Source organism: Pseudoalteromonas sp. MBR-15 (assembly GCF_053628915.1).
The window spans coordinates 153,862-171,037 of record NZ_JBRJHH010000001.1 but is presented as its reverse complement, the minus strand read 5'-3'; the positions used below and the strand labels follow the sequence as shown (position 1 = coordinate 171,037).

Sequence of the window (17,176 nt, the reverse complement as noted above, 5' to 3'; positions counted from 1 at the left end):
ACATGAAATTTGTCATTGTGGGTACTAATTTTATCAGCGACACTTTTTTAGACGCAGCAACCCATGTTGAAGAATTCGATTTATACGGCGTATGTTCTCGTCAAGAGAGCACTGCTCGTTCGTTTTTAGCTAAACATACCAGCAATAATGCCAAAGTTTTCACGAGTATCGACGAAGTGTGCCAAGATAATCAGGTTGAAGCTGTTTACATTGCTGCGCCAAATAGTCTGCATAAACACTACGCGGTTATGTGTTTAGCCGCAGGCAAACATGTACTGGGTGAAAAACCATCAGCGGCAAATAGTACTGAGTTAAATGAAATTATTCTCGCGGCAAAAAAGCATCAGCGCCTATATATGGAAGCGATGATGACCACTCACCTGCCTAATTTCGCCATTCTTAAACACGCACTTACCAAAATAGGCACGCCGCGCAAATATATAGGTCAATATAGTCAGTACTCTTCGCGTTACGACAAATACAAAAATGGGGAGAGACCCAATACCTTTTTGCCTGAATTTGCTAACGGCGCTTTGGTTGATTTAGGGATCTATCCTTTGTATGTTTTGTTAGCTCTTTGGGGTGCCCCACAGAATGTGCAAGCCAGTGGAGTTTTGCTGGAAACTGGGGTTGATGGTGCAGGTGATGTACTATTAAATTATGCCGATAAACAAGCAGTTATTAGTTATTCTAAAATTTCTCAAGGCGACAACTTTACCGAAATTCAAGGTGAAAAAGGCCGCATTAGAATCGAAGCGGTTTCTTTGTTAAAACGTATGCAGTTTATTGGTAATGATGGCACGGTTGAAGAACTTGCTCAGCCATTTGACGAGCATTTTATGCGCTATGAAGTAAGTCACTTTATAGCAGCAGCCAAAGCCGGACACATTGAGTCTGCTGTAAACACACACACCTTATCAAAACAGGTTATGAACGTGCTGGATACAGCGAGAGCTCAATTAGGTGTCGTGTATCCTGCTGATAATGGCTAATAAGTCTTGAGGGCAACTACTCTAGTTGCCCTAGCAAACTCAAAATACCCTCTTTTGTAATATTGCGAGCTTGCATGGCAACACTTACTCCCGCTTGCTGAACGATATCGAGTGATATTTTCTCAGCCATGACTTTTGCAAAATCGGTGTCTTCAATACGCTGATTCGCTGAACTTAGCATCAACGACTGGTTTGATTCATTACGGATGGTCGATTCAATCGCATTTATTTTTGCGCCTATTTCAGCCCTAAAGCCACCAATACGTGACAATGCGGTGTCTATTCTCGTTATTGCATTTTGCGCTAAATTTTCGCTGCTTATGGTAATACCATCAATTGTTAAAGAACTCGCACTGGCATCAATATCTTCAAACATAATATACCCCTCTTCGCCAATAGCACGGTCGGTTGATGTAACTAACATCGGGCCGTCACTCGACTCAGCTGACGAGGAATTTAAGCTTCCCAACGTGTCCCAGCTAGCAGTAATATTAAAAGAGCCACTACCAATAACAGTTAATAACAATGGCTCGGTCACTGAATCAACTATAATTTCTTCAAAGTTATTTCCTGGATTACCATTTCCAGAGTACCTAAAGTTCATTCCTTTCACTGTTTGTGAATTTGTCGCAGGATAATTAAAACCATCACCATTAAATAAATCAGTATTATCGTATGTTTCTGTTCCCTGATAACCATTCGCGGGGGTAAATAAATTACTTTCAATAACATCTTTCATACTTGATAAGTCTTGCCCAACTAAGTGCTCTCCAAACTGTGAGAAAAGATTGATATCATCATTCATAGAAAAACTATCAATCTGAATTCTTACATTTGTAGACCCAGCTGGAATTAAACCTAATGAAACTTCACCTGAGCTCATAGTTAAGCTCATATTATTCGAGAATACCTCATTTAATACCGGCACATTGTCCAAGTTAGTTTCCTGCTCTGGCTTTGACATTAATGGCTTTTTACCAAAAATTTCAGTGTCGGCTACAACGGTATTTATATGCTCCCTTAATTGCGAAAACTCTTCATTTAGAGCGGCTCTATCAATATCCGTATTAGAGCCATTAGCAGCTTGCAGAGCTAATGTTCGCATTCTTTGAAGCGCATCGGTGAGCGCCGATAAACCCGCATCGGCAACCTGTCCGTAGCTAATACCGTCTTGTAAGTTTCGAAGCGTTTGTTGCTTCACCGCGATTTGCGTTGTTAAGCGGTGGCTTATCTGTAAGCCTGCGGCGTCATCTTTCGCAGAGTTAATGCGTTTACCCGAGGCTAACTTCTCATAAGTCGAGGTAATTGATTGCGTGTTTTGTAGTGAGTTAGGCGTACGTAGTCGTGGCGAATTGATCGTCAACATTTTGTCTTCCTTGGCAAAAAAACTTAAACAGTGCAAAACCCATACCAATTTACTAGTATATTATAATTAGAAATGACGCATTGTTCAGACATCGCTTGTTCGCGAGTAAATAATCACAATAAATACTGCCGGGTACTCTTGAGATAAATTTTTGCTCACCTGACGTGCGTTTTTCAGTCCGTTGCGACTGAGCACCTGAAAATGCACTTTATCTCTGATAATCAATACATTACAGTTATGAATGCCCCACAACTTAGGTTTCATCGAAAATCGGCTACCGTTTAACGAAAAACATTTCTTAATCATCAAAACATCAGTAAAATCGCCCCCAAACTTCAGCTCTTATTTATTCATAAGGACAGTGATGCAGCGTACCATCCCCCCGTTTTTGATTGCTGTTATTTGCGTGTTATTAGCCATGGTCACCATTCAGTCAGGTGCATCTGTCGCTAAGCAATTATTCCCATTGATTGGCCCTGAAGGGACCACTGCATTGCGCCTCGGTTTTTCGGCGGCGATTCTGTGTTTAGTTTTTAAGCCTTGGAGAGCCTTTCCTCCTATTGGCCAGCGCATGCCGATTATTATTTACGGCTTAAGCTTAGGGGGTATGAATATACTTTTTTACTACGCTATCGAGCGTATTCCGCTGGGTATTGGTGTCGCACTGGAATTTACTGGTCCATTAGCGGTCGCACTTTTATCATCTCGTAAAAAGCGCGACTTATTTTGGGTTGCCTGCGCCATAGCAGGTATTGTGCTGTTATTACCTGATATGAAAGGTGAGGAAAGTCTCGACCCTGTTGGGGTCATTTTAGCGCTAGCGGCAGGAGCCTGTTGGGCATTTTATATTTTATTCGGTAAAAAAACGGGCAATCAAGGCTCAGGCGGCATGACCGTCGCTTTAGGTATGAGCATTGCAGCTATTGTACTTGTTCCCTATGGTGCAGCTTCACAAGGCATGGCGCTATTAAGTTGGGACGTTTTACCTTTAGGTATTCTAGTTGCCATTATGTCAAGTGCCCTGCCTTATACACTTGAAATGGTTGCACTTAGAAATATGCCCGCACAGGGTTTCAGTATCATGATGAGTTTGGAGCCTGCGGTAGCAGCCCTCGCTGGCTTTATTATCTTGGCTGAGTTTTTAAGTGTATGGCAATGGTTAGCCATTTTGCTCGTTATCACCGCATCGGTCGGAAGCTCAATGTCGACCTCAAAACAAACAAAAGTTGAAAGTAACGCTTAAAACTTTCACTATAAAGCCCATGAGCAATGGGCTTTATATCAATACACCCGATTCAATAAAATTATTTGTGATAATACTTAACATTTTTGTAAGTTGCGGGGTCAAAACTGGGGTATGCCGCAGTTCGCATTACATCAGCAATGGCCTTAAAAGTAATGACCCATGCTTTTCTGCATTCAGGGGTAAAATCATCCCCCAAGCCTGTTTTTAGCGTATATAACAATGCATTTCCTACCGGTGTGTAATCATCCACGCTTACACCGTAGTCAATATGTTTTCGTGCAAGTTGTTCAAGTACTGGCACGAGCTCATCTAAATTGTCGAGCCCTTTAACTGCAATACCTAAGGTCATCATTAATTTTTTTCCTTGTGACCTTAAGTCGCTTTTAAAGAGTGTTTTAAGTTTAGGATCATACTCAAATAATTTGGCATAAAAAATGGCTGCTGCGTCGTCGGCTATGGGGGCTACCTTTTTAAAGCTATTTTGAACTAACTGTTTTTGATAAGCGCTGAGCATGCCTATTCCTTTTATAATGAAGATTGTTATTTCATACTAGTACATAAAGACGATTTTACTCCTCAAATACCCAATTTTTGTATGCCCCCACTTTATTAACCTTATAACGCATACTGAATTAACTTTAAAATAGCGACTCTGGACGCCGCACTTTATTTACCTAGCCTACACAACGGCTTCGATTTTATGCCAGTGGCTTATTTTATAATGTCATCATTTAGCACACGCAATACATCCTCTTTCACACGTTGTTCCGCTAACCATTTGGACCAAGAATAAAATAGTGATATCTCCTTAAAATTGCTCATAATTTTACATGTTGCTAAGCAGCGATAAGCCACTATTAAAATAGACGGTAAGCACAAAATGAAATACGCCTTATAAGCTGCCCTCTTACACAATAAACTGACATATTTTGTTACATTTATTTGTATTAACATAACACTTTAGAGTTAAATCTTGATGATAATTATTATCAGTTGTGATAAGTTTACCGCGAATTATTTTAATCAAAACAATAATCAACCATCGCCATTTACTGCTCACAACACGCGGAGATAAGAATGAAATTAACTCAGTTGCCACTTGCAACCGCTATTATTTATGCATTGAATCCACAACTCAGTTTCGCACAGCAAACTGCTGAGGCTGAAGCGAATATTGAAACACTTGAGATTGTGGGTGTTCGCCAAAATCGCATAAGTGAAGGCGCAACTGGCCTTGCACTAGAGATTGATGAAACACCACAATCAATCAGTATCATCTCCGCAGAGCAACTAAAAAACTATTCAGCCTTTAATATCAACGATGCGCTACGTTTAGCCCCAGGCATCAATGTTGAAGAATGGGAAACAAATCGTACTAACTACACGTCGCGTGGCTTTGAAATTAAAAACACCCAAATTGATGGGGTTGGTTTGCCAAATGATTGGGGTATTGTAACCGGGGCTATGGAAGCCTATGGCTACGAAAACATTGAAGTTATCCGTGGAGCAAATGGCCTTTTAACGGGTGTTGGTAATGCATCGGGCACGATTAACTATGTTCGTAAGCGCCCAAAAAATGAAAATGGTGGTGAAGTAGGTGTTTCATTTGGCTCATGGGACTTTAAACGTCTTCAAGCAGATTACTCTTTGCTTTTAACTGATTCGGGTAGCTGGGCAGCCCGCTTTGTTGCGGCTGCTGAAGATAAAGAATCTTACCTTGACGGGCTTGAAAATAACCGTGAGTTTTTCTCTGTTATTGTTGATGGTCAATTAACAGATAACTCTACTGTTACCGCTGGTTATTCTTATCAAGATGCTGATACCGATGGTAATACATGGGGTGGGCTGGTGTATAACTACACAGATGGCAGCCAAGCAAAATGGGATGTGAGCGACACAACCACCCAAGAATGGACAATGTGGGACACCATCAACACTTCTGCATTTATTGAATACAACTATATTTTTGCTAACGCTTGGCAACTGCAAGCAAGCTATAACTTCCGCGGTTTTGAAGAGCAAGACAAGCTATTTTATGCCAGCGGCACGATTGATAAAGACACGCACTTAGGCTTAAGTGGTTGGCCGGGTCGTTATGACAGTGATATAGATGCAGACTTATTTGAAATCAAAGCATTTGGTGCCTTTGAATTATTTGGTAAAGAACACCAGGCAAGCGTTGGTGTAAGCCATGCAAAAAGTGATGACGTGATGTATCAACACCCATTTGATTTTGCAAACACACCGGCCTATGGTCCAACCCCAGCATTTCCATATGACTTAGATGCTATACCTGAGCCAGATTGGTTAGCGCCTGTTTTATATTCTGATATCGAACAAAAGCTAACGCGTTACTTTGGCTCTGCTCAGTTAAACATTACTGATAAATTATTTACCGTAGTTGGTTTTAACACTATTGAATTTGAGCGCTCAGGCATGAATGCCGGTGCATCAATTGATAATGACGAGAGCGAGACGAGCCCCTATGTTGGTTTTACTTATAAGTTAAACGACGATTTAAACTTATATGCAAGTTACTCGGATATTTATCAGCCGCAAGAACAAGCAGATTACAACGGCCAATACTTAGCCCCCACCAAAGGCACAAACTTTGAAACAGGTGTTAAGGCTTCTTGGTTTGACGATGCACTAATGACAACGTTTGCCTATTTTACTGCTGAGCAAGATAACTTTGCTCAATACGCGGGCCTGACAGAAGATGGTATTTATTACTATAAAGGCGTGTCTATTGAGTCAGAAGGCTATGAATTTGAAGTCACTGGAAAGATTACCGACAACATCAATATCGTCGCTTCTTATACACATATTGATGTAACTGATGAAAATGGTGATGATACCAATAAATGGGCGCCTCGTGATGTTATAGGTGTAACAGTCGATTATGCGGTGACCGATGCGGTGGTTGTGGGCTTAAATGGCCGTTGGCAATCTAAAATCGAAAGCACTGACTACAATGTAAAACAAGGAAGTTATGGCTTACTTAATGCCTTTGCTCGATGGAATATCAACGACAACATTGACATACAAGCAAACGTCAACAACATCACTGACGAGCAGTACATTAATAGTTTACAAACCGTGGGTTATTATGGTGCGCCTACAAACGGCAGCCTAACCTTAACTTATAAGTTTTAACTGGGTGGATGTGTCGCCCATCGGGGCGACACAATTTTATTAATTAGGGCAATTGCCTAACTCGTAATACCCCGCACTAGTTTGCGCTAAGGTGCTGGTATAAAAAGTGTTGTAAAGACCTAAGTTATCACCTGAGCCCAACGCATAAGCGTATGATCCGTTCGTCGTCGCACGATTAGCCTGTACATGTGCATAGTTACTTGAAGTCGTCTCTGTACACATATAATCACCATTAGGTGTTGAATCACACGCATCACCCACACCATCGGCATCACTATCTAACTGATCACTATTTGCCACAAGCGGACAGTTATCAAGGCTATCACTCACCCCATCACTGTCAAAGTCGCTCGTTTCACCGTCGGGTGTGCTGTCGCACACATTACCAATACCGTCATTGTCATTATCAGCTTGATCAGCATTTGCTACATTCGGACAATTATCCACGCCATCTAATACCCCATCATTATCAGCATCATTATTTGGCTCTGTCGTGGTTTTACATGCTTGTAATGGGCCAGTGCAACTTGAATCATCATCTGCAATCCACTGACATTGTTCTGTTCCTGCCGCATACTCCCGCATCGTGAAGCTTGCGGTACCAAACGCTAAATAACACGCCGAATAACCTTCTCCCCACGTAATATGGCCTTCATTAATGTGCAAGTTATAATCGCCAGTAACCCCAGCATCAATGACAAAACTAATGCTGTCAGTTGATGTAAGGGCTGTATCATCGCTTGCTGTGATCACTGCGGTATTATTGCCACCCGCTAGATTGCATTGCTCAGCAAAGTACTCAAGCCCATTCACCGTAGCAGTCACATCACCATTGCTAAAGCTAACCACAACCGTGCTTACGTTTTGATTATCATCGATAACGGTGCCTGTTACTGTAGCGCATTGCCCATTTACACTAGCCGCAGTATCACTGAGTACAGGTGCTGTGGCCGCAGGTTCTGGCCCAACACGTACAGTAAGATTTGCTTCATTACCTTGTTTAGCTTCATTATCTGTGGCACTTACACGCACTTCATAAAGACCATCGGTGAGTGCACTTGTCACCCCGCTAAAGGCATTATTCGCATCGACTTGCACATTGAGAGATTCAATTAAACTTGTCATCCCTGCGGCCAGGCTATACACATTTATATTCACACTCGTTACACTGCCTTCAGGGTCGATTGCGCTGCCTGTAATGGTGAGCTGACTGTTACTGTCTGTGGCATTTAAATTACTGATTTCGGGGCCAGAGTTGCGATCAACACGTTTATTGTTCGCTGTAAAATACTCGCCTAAATATGTTGCAAAGTTAATGCTATTTGCTGCCACATAATCACCCGAAGCACCTTGCCCACCTGACCATGAGTGATCTAAATTATTCAACCACAGCATAGCGACTCGATTATCTTGCCAGCGTGATTGCTCTGCCGTGCGAGTGGCGTCGTCGCTAATCGTTGTTGTCCCCGATAACTGACTAACCCCATAAAGCGCTGCAAACCCATTGGCATTTTGTTGGTTATAACATGTGTTTACTGTGGTATCGGCTGTGCCGTGAGCAACCACTGCAATTTGTGTTTCAAAACTATTTTTATAGCTACCAGCATAACTTTCACAACGTGATACAAACGTATTTTCAGAGACTGTTTCACAGGTCGAAATTGCGCCACTTGAACTGGTACCTATAGTAGGACCCGCACTGGGTGCAACCCCTGCAAATACATCAGGTGCCACACATGCTGTTTGCGCGGCCATCGCAGCCCCAGATGATAAGCCAGCAATATAGACCTGTTTCGGGTCGATATTACGGGCTACATCACCACTTAAAGCATTGGCTAAATTAATCAAATTCTTATAATCGCCAGAGCTGCGGTTTATTGCACCTTGCCAATAGGACCAGCAGCTATACCCCGCTTTATTCATCGCATCAGGCACGGCTATCACCATACCATGAGCCTCTGCGGCCTCTTCTAAATTGGCACTTAAATAGTTATTGATTGGTTGCACACAGCCATGCAGGACTAACATTAATGAATGACCATCACCGATACTCGACTGCGTATCTGGCGTGTAAATATGAACATTATTGAAACCGCCGATGCTGACATTTTGCTGCCAACTACCTGCAAAACTTGACTGTGAGAAAATAGCAGCGCAGAGCACGGCCACAGGCGTAAACGATGCTGATTTTCGTTTACATAATTGTGTTATTTTTTGCATATATAGCCTTTATAGTTGTTATCATTGCTGTCTGTCAGTTGATGACTAACCCAATGTAGTAGAACAATTAAAAAAGCGAACTATAACTATAGTGCTATAAAATTAAGGACAATAAAGCCAAAAGAAGCAACGCGTTTATAATGTCAATATGTGAAATTACACGAAAACCGATTAACAAAACCCAATAAAAAAGCCTCACAATCTTATTGTTAGGCTTTCAGTAAAAAATACAACTTAACGCTCAAATTTAACGCTTTAGGTGTTTAGGATCTGGCTTCCTAACTTTTGCAACCAAGGGGTGATTCATCTTCTTTAATTCTGTTAACACAAGTTGAGCAACCTCCGTTGCACCCAGTTGGTTCAAATGGGTGTCATCTGTTACACCTAACGGGTAATTAGGGTGCAAATCAGGGGCAATATGCATGAAACGTAATGCAGAGCCGTCATCACCTAGCGCTTGAAAGTAGCGTTTAGTAATTGCTTCCATGTCAATAAAATCAACCTTTGTTTGTTTAGCAACATCTCTTACCGCATCTGCATACAACGGGTGCGTCTCTTTAATCGTTCCGTCTTCATTAAAATAGCGGCGCGTTATCGGTGTCATTAACAGGGGGTGAGCTTGCTTTTCGCGCACATCTTTGATGAAGCCAAGTAAATTTGCTTTAAAGTCGGGTACGGATGTGTAGCGGTCAACTTTTTGTTTTGATTGATCATTATGACCAAACTGTATGATGACATAGTCCCCTGGCTTAATCTCGTCCATAATCATTTGCCAACGACCTTCTGATTTAAAAGTCCGTGTGCTGCGACCATTTTTAGCCAGGTTAATTACCTGTACTTGATCATTAAAGAAGTATTGAAAAGGCATTCCCCACCCTGTTTCTGGGTAATCTTTCACTTCTTTTATTGACATTGTAGAGTCTCCCGCCATAAAAACGTTGATCTGTTCATCAGCCTGAGCAGTAGACGAAAGCGCAACACCGACGTATAGAAACCTTAAAAAATGTTTAAACATTGAACTCTCACTATAGAAAATTAACTCAATAAAAATGACCCTAGCACACACTGCCACCGGTGGCAAATAAATAAATAAAATCAACCCGCTATTGCACCATCATGTAACTTTCGGCGGTTTTAAAAACGTTAATTTGTAAAGGAAATATTAATATTTTTGGTTTATTTGGTTTGACAGCACGAATTTTTACGTATAATTTCTACCTAAATGCCACCGGTAGCAAAACAAGGATTAAAGTGGCATTTTACTCTTTGCGTAATTGAACACACAATCGCATAAAAAAATAACAGGATATGACTTATGCCGTTTGAAAGTCATGTAATTTATAACAATAAACTACAACTGGAACAGCAATGACAACAAGTAAGCAAACATTCAAACTAAGCTGTCTTATGACCTCACTATTACTCAGTGGCGTAATGGGAAGTTATGCTGCTAATGCACAAGAACAACAAAATAATGCAGTAGAAGATGATGGCATCGAAATTATTCAGGTTAAAGGCTACCGTGGCAGTATTAATGCAGCGCTAATGTCTAAGCGTGAGGCGGTAGGCACACGCGAAACTATCATTGCTGAAGATATTGGTAAGTTTCCAGATCTAAACGTTGCCGACTCCCTGGCTCGAGTACCCGGTATCTCTATTGAAGAAGATGCTGGCGAAGGACGTCAAATAACAATTAGGGGTCTTGGTTCTCGGTTTGTAAAAACAACGATTAATGGCATGGAATCAGCTTCAGCAGGAGCGGCAACCGATGCGGCTGGTGGCTCTAATACTTCACGCGCCTTTGATTATAACGTGTTTGCTTCAGAACTCTTTACACAAATAGACATCGATAAGACCGTGTCTGCAGAAAGAGAAGATGGCGGGATTTCAGGTAATGTCAATTTACAGACTGCGCGCCCTTTCCAATATGAAGGCTTTAAAGGCTCATACAATGTCAATGCCCGCTATAACGATATTTCTGAGGATGTATCGCCGCGCGTGTCATTTATGCTCAGTAATAACTGGGATAATAAATTCGGTGTACTTGCCTCTGTTGCATACAGTGATGGGACCGTCCAAAGTGAAGGTTCATCAACGGTTCGCTGGACCGTCAATAATCCAAACTATGTTGATGGCGGTTCACCCGTTGGTCAAGGAGGTACAAACTACCTATCAGCTGCACCTAAGACCATTTTGTTAGAAAATGGCAATTACACAAACGATAATCTGGATGGTTTATATTTACCCCGTATACCTCGTTATTCTATCTTTTCAAAAGAGCAAAAACGCCTAGGTGCAACCGTCGCCTTCCAGTACGCTCCTACTGATAATCTTTCAATGAACTTAGATATTCTCCATGCAGAGCTAGACACGACAATGGATGAATATCAATACTCAGTATTGTTACGTGATCAAAAAAATATCGTACCTGAAAACATCTATACAGATCCTAACAATACAATTGTTGCTGGTGCGTTTTCAAATGCAATTATACGTTCAGAAGCACGACAAGATTCCTCTGAATCAAACTTTGATCAAGTAAGCTTTACGGGTGATTGGTACATTAATGATCGTTTAAAAATGAGCTTTTTAGTAGGTAAAGGAAAATCTGATTTGGATGTACCTTATCTTCGCACTTTTGCACTTGATGCAGAGGGCTCAACCGTTGCTTACAGTTACGACAGTAATATTGACCCACTTTCTCTAATTAATAATCCCGGTGGTGAAGCGATAGGCAGTGCGCAGTTAAACACAACAATGCCATCATTTGCTTTTGCAGCAGGACAAGCTCCTGGAAACGCGTTTACCAAAGAGCAATTACAAAACACCATGCTAGACGCTAGCAATTACAGTGCTGGGCTCGTTCGTAACCGCGCACAAACTATTGAGAGCGAAAACTCAACCATTAAACTTGATTTTGCCTACGAACTTAATGATGAATACACAGTGAAATTTGGTGTAGGGCAGCGTAGCTTTGAAACTGAACAACACGACTTCCGCAACGCGTGGAAAAACCTAGATATAGAAACGAACAAAACCAGCGGTAAATCAGCTGAAACACAAGTTATTGACTTAGATGCCGATCAAATAGCGGGAGACTTATTTTCTACCACGCTTAATGAGACCGGTATTCACTTTGGTAATAATGCCTCAGTACCGAGCACTTCAACACTATTTGGCTCTACATGGCTAACACCTGACTACAATGCCATGATGGATGCATTTTCTAATGCCGCCTTTTTTGAAGCGAAGGAAGAGTACAAACGTGCCTATTATATAAAAGAAGAGGTAAACACAGCCTACCTTCAACTTAACTTTAGAAAAGATATATTCAATTCAGAACTAAGGGGTAATTTAGGTCTTCGCTATGTTGATAACAAAAACACGAGCCGAATTGTAAATCTGGATCATATTTACAAAGATGGCTACACAGCAGGCAAAGGTGATGGCGCTAACTTTGAAAATGGTTATGGTTGGCGAGAATCGATTAGCACAGGTGATGAATGGTTACCTTCGCTTAACCTAGCTTATGATATCACTGAAGATTTAGTCGGTCGTTTTAGTTACTCACACGCTATTACCCGACCAAAACTATCTGACTTACGTTCATCAATAAGTGTTAATACCCCTGATGAGCAAGACCCTACCGCAACAATTAAACGTGGTGCGGGTCCGTCACTTGAGCCGTACAAAGCAAAACAATACGATATAGGTCTAGAGTGGTACTTTGCAGATGAATCTCTGGTTGCGGGTTCTGTTTTCTTTAAAAATATCACCGGTATTTCATCTGAAAGTAGTGATGAAGTGTTAAGTCAGGCTGAGTTAGATCGCTTGGGTATCGACATTGGTGATATGAACGCAGAAGATATTACCTGGACCGTAACCCAACTTACTAATACCGACGCTGAAGATATGTGGGGTGCTGAGTTTATTTATCAGCAGCCATTTACGTTCTTGCCTGAGCCCTTTAATAACTTAGGGATCCAAGCAAACTACACATATATCGACTATACCCGCGATATCGAAGACCCTTTTTATGGTACACCTTTGAATTTAGTCGAAGAAGAAACGTCTAAAAACACTTTCAATGTAACGATGTATTATGAAGTAGATAATTGGTCAGCACGTTTCTCATACAACTATCGTGGTGGTTATAACAAACAATACCTCGATGAATACAAAGATGAATCAACGTTTGTACGTGGCTATGATGACAAAGCAAAACTCAACTTCTCTGCTCGCTATGAACTGACAGAAAATATGAGCTTGTCGTTTGAAGCCGTTAACTTAACTGATGAAAAGCAAGAGATGTGGAATGATATTTACACACCTCGCCCATACGAAAGCTTATCATCAGGACGCCAATTTTTAGTCGGCTTGCGCGGATCATTTTAACAAATGACTCCCCTCCAAATAACCAATACTGTGTGGTTGGTTATTTTTTATAAAATCTCTAGCAACAATTGCCACCGGTGGCAATTGTTGCTAGAGTACTTCAACTATAAAAACAATTAGCACACATGTTGTGACTACAGGAACCTTGAGTATGAACAATAATCGCCGATTTTTTCTTAAAGCCTTCGCCTCGAGTAGTTTAGTAGGTACTGCTGCATTAATGGGCTGCAAAAGTGCGAGTGTAAATACGTTACTGACGCCAACAGATAATAATGATTGGTCAGCAGCCGAAGCGATTAAAAAGAACATTAAAGTACCACAGTTCGCCGAGAGTGCTTTTAATATCGTTGACTTTGGCGCTCAAAGTGGCGGTACGTTTAATAATAGCCATGCTATAAAAAAGGCTATTTTAACCTGCCACCAGCAAGGTGGTGGAAAAGTTATTATTCCTGAGGGGGTATTTTATACCGGCCCGATTCACTTATTATCGAACGTTAATTTACACCTTGAAAAAAACGCAGTGCTAAGTTTTAGTACTAATCCAGATGACTACCTACCTGCAGTATTCACTCGCTGGGAAGGCCTCGAGATGATGGGGTATTCCCCTTTAATTTATGCGTATGGCCAACAAAATATAGCTATCACTGGCGAAGGTGTACTAGAGGGTAATGCGAATAATACCACTTGGTGGCCATGGAAAGGTCCGCACAAAGAAAAACACTGGGAATTACAATACCAAGAAAATGGTCAATTGATGGATCAAAAACCAGCACGTAAACAATTAATGGTTGATGCTGAAAACGCCTTACCTGTTGCTAAGCGAATCTACGCTGATGGTGCATATCTGCGCCCCCCTTTCATTCAACCCTACCGCTGTAATAATGTGTTAATTGAGGGAGTGACTATCAAAAATTCTCCTTTTTGGTTAGTAAACCCCGTGTTATGTAACAGTGTGACAGTCAGTGGTGTCACGTTCTCAAGCCATGGGCCAAATTCCGATGGTTGCGACCCAGAAAGCTGCAATCATGTGCATATAAAAGACTGTACGTTCGATACAGGTGATGACTGTATTGCAATTAAATCAGGGCGAAATGCTGACGGTCGTCGCGTCAACACGCCATCTGCCAATATAGTGATCGAAAACTGTCATATGAAAGAAGGTCACGGTGGTGTCGTCATTGGCAGTGAAATATCAGGCGGTGTGAACAATGTTTACGTACAAGATTGCACGATGGACAGTCCACATTTAGAACGTGCCATCCGTATTAAAACCAATTCTGTCCGCGGTGGATTAATTGAGCATATTCGCATTCGTAATGTTGAAGTTGGCACAGTAAAAAATGCAATTGTTATTAATTTCTTTTACGAAGAAGGTGATGCAGGCCAATTTGACCCCACCGTACGCGATATCGTTATAGACAATCTGCACTGTAATAACGTGCTTGATAAAGCGTTCTATTTAAATGGATTTGAGCGGGCACCTATCAAAGATTTTACAATTATAAATAGCCACTTTGATAACGTCGCAAAACAGTCAATCGTTAAAAATATCACCGATTTCAATGTTGAAAACGTCACCTTGAACAATCAATCAATTAGCGCAAAACAATTATTAGCGGAGTCAATCTAATGGCACAGAGCGCATTTTCTAAATTAATGGCAGGACAACCGATTTTGCCAATCATCCAAGCACATGATCCACAGCAAGGAGTCGCCGTTGCTCGGGCTATGCAAGATGCTGGTATTAATTTAGTCGAAGTTGTACTTCGCACTGAGCAATCATTAGCTGCAATAACAGCGATAAAATCGGCATTACCAAATCTCATCGTGGGTGCGGGGACAATTACCCGTAGTGACACATTAAATAACGCCATCAATGCAGGCGCTGATTACATTGTAACGCCAGCAGTTTCGCCTCGCTTGCTAGATGCTTTAGCAAGTTGTGGCAAACCATGCTTACCAGGCGTATCGAATAATGCCGATATTCTTCTCGCCAGTGAATATGGCTTTACAGAACACAAGTTATTCCCAGCTTCATTGTGTGGCGGAATCGATTTTTTACACGCTGTCTCGAGTGTTTTTCAAGAGATACGCTTTTGTCCTACAGGCGGTGTAAATGCTCAAAATTTCAAAGATTTTTTAGCATTAGATAATGTATTTGCTGTGGGTGGAACGTGGGTCGCAAAACCTGATTGGGTGAATACAAAAGACTGGCAAAGTATCACTCAAGCCTGCGCTAACGTACTAACAAAATAAATTGGCCTATTTTGCCACCGGTGGCTAATAAGTAAATGAATAAAGGAAACACTATGACTCGTCAATCACAGTCTCTTAAACTACATCCTGATCGCCTATTTTCAAGCGATCCCGCTGTCGTAAGCATTGCCCGTGAACTTTACAATGAAATTAAAGATCTCCCTATTGTAAGCCCACACGGCCACACAGACCCTAAATGGTTTAATGAAAACCCTCATTTTGGTAACGCTACTGAGCTTTTCATAAAACCAGATCACTATGTGTTTAGAATGCTCTACAGCCAAGGCATCGACTTAACAACGTTAGGAATTCCTGAGCATGGCCTAGAAGGTGATATGGCGCGTTCTAAAAGCGTTGATCCAAAAAAAGCATGGCAAATTTTTGCGGACAATTATTACTTGTTCGCAGGTACACCCAGTGGCTATTGGCTAGACGCTGTATTTAGCGATGTTTTTGGTTTTACTGAAAAATTAAATTCAGAAAATGCGCAAGACTATTATGACAAAATCACCGCAGAGCTGGCGACTGATGCCTATAAACCGCATGCGCTAATGGATCGTTTCAATATTGAGCTAATTGCAACCACAGAAGGTGCGCTAGACTCGCTCGATCATCATCGTGGCATGGCTGGCACAAACATGGCAAAGCGAGTTATTACAACGTTTAGACCAGATGATGTGGTTGATGCAAGTCGCGAAGACTTTATCGATAATGTCGCAAAACTAGGGGAGCTAACCGAGCAAGATACCACAACATGGCAAGGGTATTTAGACGCTATACGTATTCGCCGTGAGTACTTTAAAAAAGAAGGTCGCGCAACAGCCACTGACCATGGGCACCCCAGTGCAATAACTGCCGACTTGTCACTGAGTGAATGTGAAGCATTGTTCGAAAAATGCCGAACTGGTCACGCAAATGAGCAAGAACAAGAACTGTTTCGTGGACAAATGCTGACCGAGCTTGCAGGCATGAGTATCGAGGATGGTTTAGTAATGCAAATCCACCCAGGTGCACACCGCAACCATAACCAACCGATTTTCAATCAATTCGGTCGTGATAAAGGGGCAGATATCCCAAGCCAAACAGAATATGTAAACGCGCTTAAACCACTATTGAGTAAATACGGTAATCATCCAAAGTTAAAAATCATCTTATTCACTCTCGATGAAACCACCTATAGCCGCGAGCTTGCGCCACTTGCAGGCCACTACCCTAGCCTAAAACTAGGGCCTGCATGGTGGTTCCATGATAGTCCGGCTGGTATGCTGCGTTTTCGTCAACAAACCACTGAAACAGCGGGCTTCTATAATACTGTTGGTTTTAATGATGATACGCGTGCATTTTTATCTATTCCGGCCCGCCACGATGTCGCGCGTCGTGTGGATTGTCGCTATTTAGCTGAACTTGTTGCTAATCACCAAATTAGTATTGAGTCAGCGCATGAACTCGCTTATCAGTTAACCTATGGTTTAGTGAAAAAAGCATACAACTTATAATAAAAACACTTAGGCCAAAGCTTTGCTTTGGCCTTTTCAGGGGAGAACA

General features: G+C 41.6%; 11 protein-coding genes. 7 read left to right on the top strand and 4 right to left on the bottom strand.

The features are described 5' to 3' along the window. Positions 1–2: 2 nt before the first annotated feature. Complete coding sequence (locus ACSSVW_RS00660) at positions 3–992, top strand: Gfo/Idh/MocA family protein (RefSeq protein ID WP_454178617.1); 990 nt, start codon at positions 3–5, stop codon at positions 990–992. A gap of 16 nt (positions 993–1,008) precedes the next feature. Here the strand turns inward: ACSSVW_RS00660 and ACSSVW_RS00655 are convergent, their stop codons facing one another. Then, entirely contained in the window at positions 1,009–2,358 is a 1,350-nt protein-coding gene (locus ACSSVW_RS00655; protein ID WP_421420209.1) for a flagellin N-terminal helical domain-containing protein, read from the bottom strand. A gap of 364 nt (positions 2,359–2,722) precedes the next feature. Here ACSSVW_RS00655 and ACSSVW_RS00650 point away from each other — a divergent pair, with 364 nt between their 5' ends. Continuing rightward, positions 2,723–3,601 (top strand): EamA family transporter, encoded by an 879-nt coding sequence (locus tag ACSSVW_RS00650; RefSeq protein WP_036972256.1) that lies wholly within the window; start codon positions 2,723–2,725, stop codon positions 3,599–3,601. A 61-nt stretch (positions 3,602–3,662) separates the two neighbouring features. On the opposite strand, the gene ACSSVW_RS00645 is transcribed toward ACSSVW_RS00650, so the two are convergent. After that, entirely contained in the window at positions 3,663–4,118 is a 456-nt protein-coding gene (locus ACSSVW_RS00645) for a globin family protein (RefSeq protein WP_036972258.1), read from the bottom strand. 563 nt (positions 4,119–4,681) lie between these two features. Between ACSSVW_RS00645 and ACSSVW_RS00640 the strand changes: the two genes are divergently transcribed. Beyond that, positions 4,682–6,760 (top strand): TonB-dependent siderophore receptor, encoded by a 2,079-nt coding sequence (locus ACSSVW_RS00640; RefSeq protein ID WP_421420206.1) that lies wholly within the window; start codon positions 4,682–4,684, stop codon positions 6,758–6,760. Positions 6,761–6,799: 39 nt separating this feature from the next. On the opposite strand, the gene ACSSVW_RS00635 is transcribed toward ACSSVW_RS00640, so the two are convergent. Together ACSSVW_RS00635 and ACSSVW_RS00630 are read right to left on the bottom strand one after the other, a co-directional pair. After that, a complete protein-coding gene (locus tag ACSSVW_RS00635; protein WP_454178616.1) occupies positions 6,800–8,980 on the bottom strand; it encodes an extracellular catalytic domain type 1 short-chain-length polyhydroxyalkanoate depolymerase in 2,181 nt (726 codons plus the stop codon). 247 nt (positions 8,981–9,227) lie between these two features. Continuing rightward, positions 9,228–9,995 (bottom strand): rhamnogalacturonan acetylesterase, encoded by a 768-nt coding sequence (locus ACSSVW_RS00630; protein ID WP_065978974.1) that lies wholly within the window; start codon positions 9,993–9,995, stop codon positions 9,228–9,230. A 353-nt stretch (positions 9,996–10,348) separates the two neighbouring features. On the opposite strand from ACSSVW_RS00630, the gene ACSSVW_RS00625 reads away from it, so the two are divergent. From ACSSVW_RS00625 to uxaC, 4 genes are all read left to right on the top strand, one after another. Further along, a complete protein-coding gene (locus tag ACSSVW_RS00625; RefSeq protein WP_118845233.1) occupies positions 10,349–13,375 on the top strand; it encodes a TonB-dependent receptor in 3,027 nt (1,008 codons plus the stop codon). A gap of 151 nt (positions 13,376–13,526) precedes the next feature. Further along, positions 13,527–15,005 (top strand): glycoside hydrolase family 28 protein, encoded by a 1,479-nt coding sequence (locus ACSSVW_RS00620; RefSeq protein ID WP_454178615.1) that lies wholly within the window; start codon positions 13,527–13,529, stop codon positions 15,003–15,005. Then, entirely contained in the window at positions 15,005–15,631 is a 627-nt protein-coding gene (eda, locus tag ACSSVW_RS00615; RefSeq protein WP_065978971.1) for a bifunctional 4-hydroxy-2-oxoglutarate aldolase/2-dehydro-3-deoxy-phosphogluconate aldolase, read from the top strand. The genes ACSSVW_RS00620 and eda overlap by 1 nt, the downstream gene beginning before the upstream one ends. Before the next feature lie 53 nt (positions 15,632–15,684). After that, on the top strand, positions 15,685–17,127 hold the full coding sequence (uxaC, locus tag ACSSVW_RS00610) for a glucuronate isomerase (protein WP_421420203.1): 1,443 nt from the start codon (positions 15,685–15,687) through the stop codon (positions 17,125–17,127). Positions 17,128–17,176: the final 49 nt, after the last annotated feature.

What these genes read in the sequence shown, in the direction of transcription:
- ACSSVW_RS00625 (WP_118845233.1), top strand. Translation starts at nt 10,349, where the DNA reads ATGACAACAAGTAAGCAAACATTCAAACTAAGCTGTCTTATGACCTCA.
- ACSSVW_RS00620 (WP_454178615.1), top strand. Translation starts at nt 13,527, where the DNA reads ATGAACAATAATCGCCGATTTTTTCTTAAAGCCTTCGCCTCGAGTAGT.
- ACSSVW_RS00645 (WP_036972258.1), bottom strand. Translation starts at nt 4,118, where the DNA reads ATGCTCAGCGCTTATCAAAAACAGTTAGTTCAAAATAGCTTTAAAAAG.
- eda (WP_065978971.1), top strand. Translation starts at nt 15,005, where the DNA reads ATGGCACAGAGCGCATTTTCTAAATTAATGGCAGGACAACCGATTTTG.
- uxaC (WP_421420203.1), top strand. Translation starts at nt 15,685, where the DNA reads ATGACTCGTCAATCACAGTCTCTTAAACTACATCCTGATCGCCTATTT.
- ACSSVW_RS00650 (WP_036972256.1), top strand. Translation starts at nt 2,723, where the DNA reads ATGCAGCGTACCATCCCCCCGTTTTTGATTGCTGTTATTTGCGTGTTA.
- ACSSVW_RS00630 (WP_065978974.1), bottom strand. Translation starts at nt 9,995, where the DNA reads ATGTTTAAACATTTTTTAAGGTTTCTATACGTCGGTGTTGCGCTTTCG.
- ACSSVW_RS00655 (WP_421420209.1), bottom strand. Translation starts at nt 2,358, where the DNA reads ATGTTGACGATCAATTCGCCACGACTACGTACGCCTAACTCACTACAA.
- ACSSVW_RS00640 (WP_421420206.1), top strand. Translation starts at nt 4,682, where the DNA reads ATGAAATTAACTCAGTTGCCACTTGCAACCGCTATTATTTATGCATTG.
- ACSSVW_RS00635 (WP_454178616.1), bottom strand. Translation starts at nt 8,980, where the DNA reads ATGCAAAAAATAACACAATTATGTAAACGAAAATCAGCATCGTTTACG.
- ACSSVW_RS00660 (WP_454178617.1), top strand. Translation starts at nt 3, where the DNA reads ATGAAATTTGTCATTGTGGGTACTAATTTTATCAGCGACACTTTTTTA.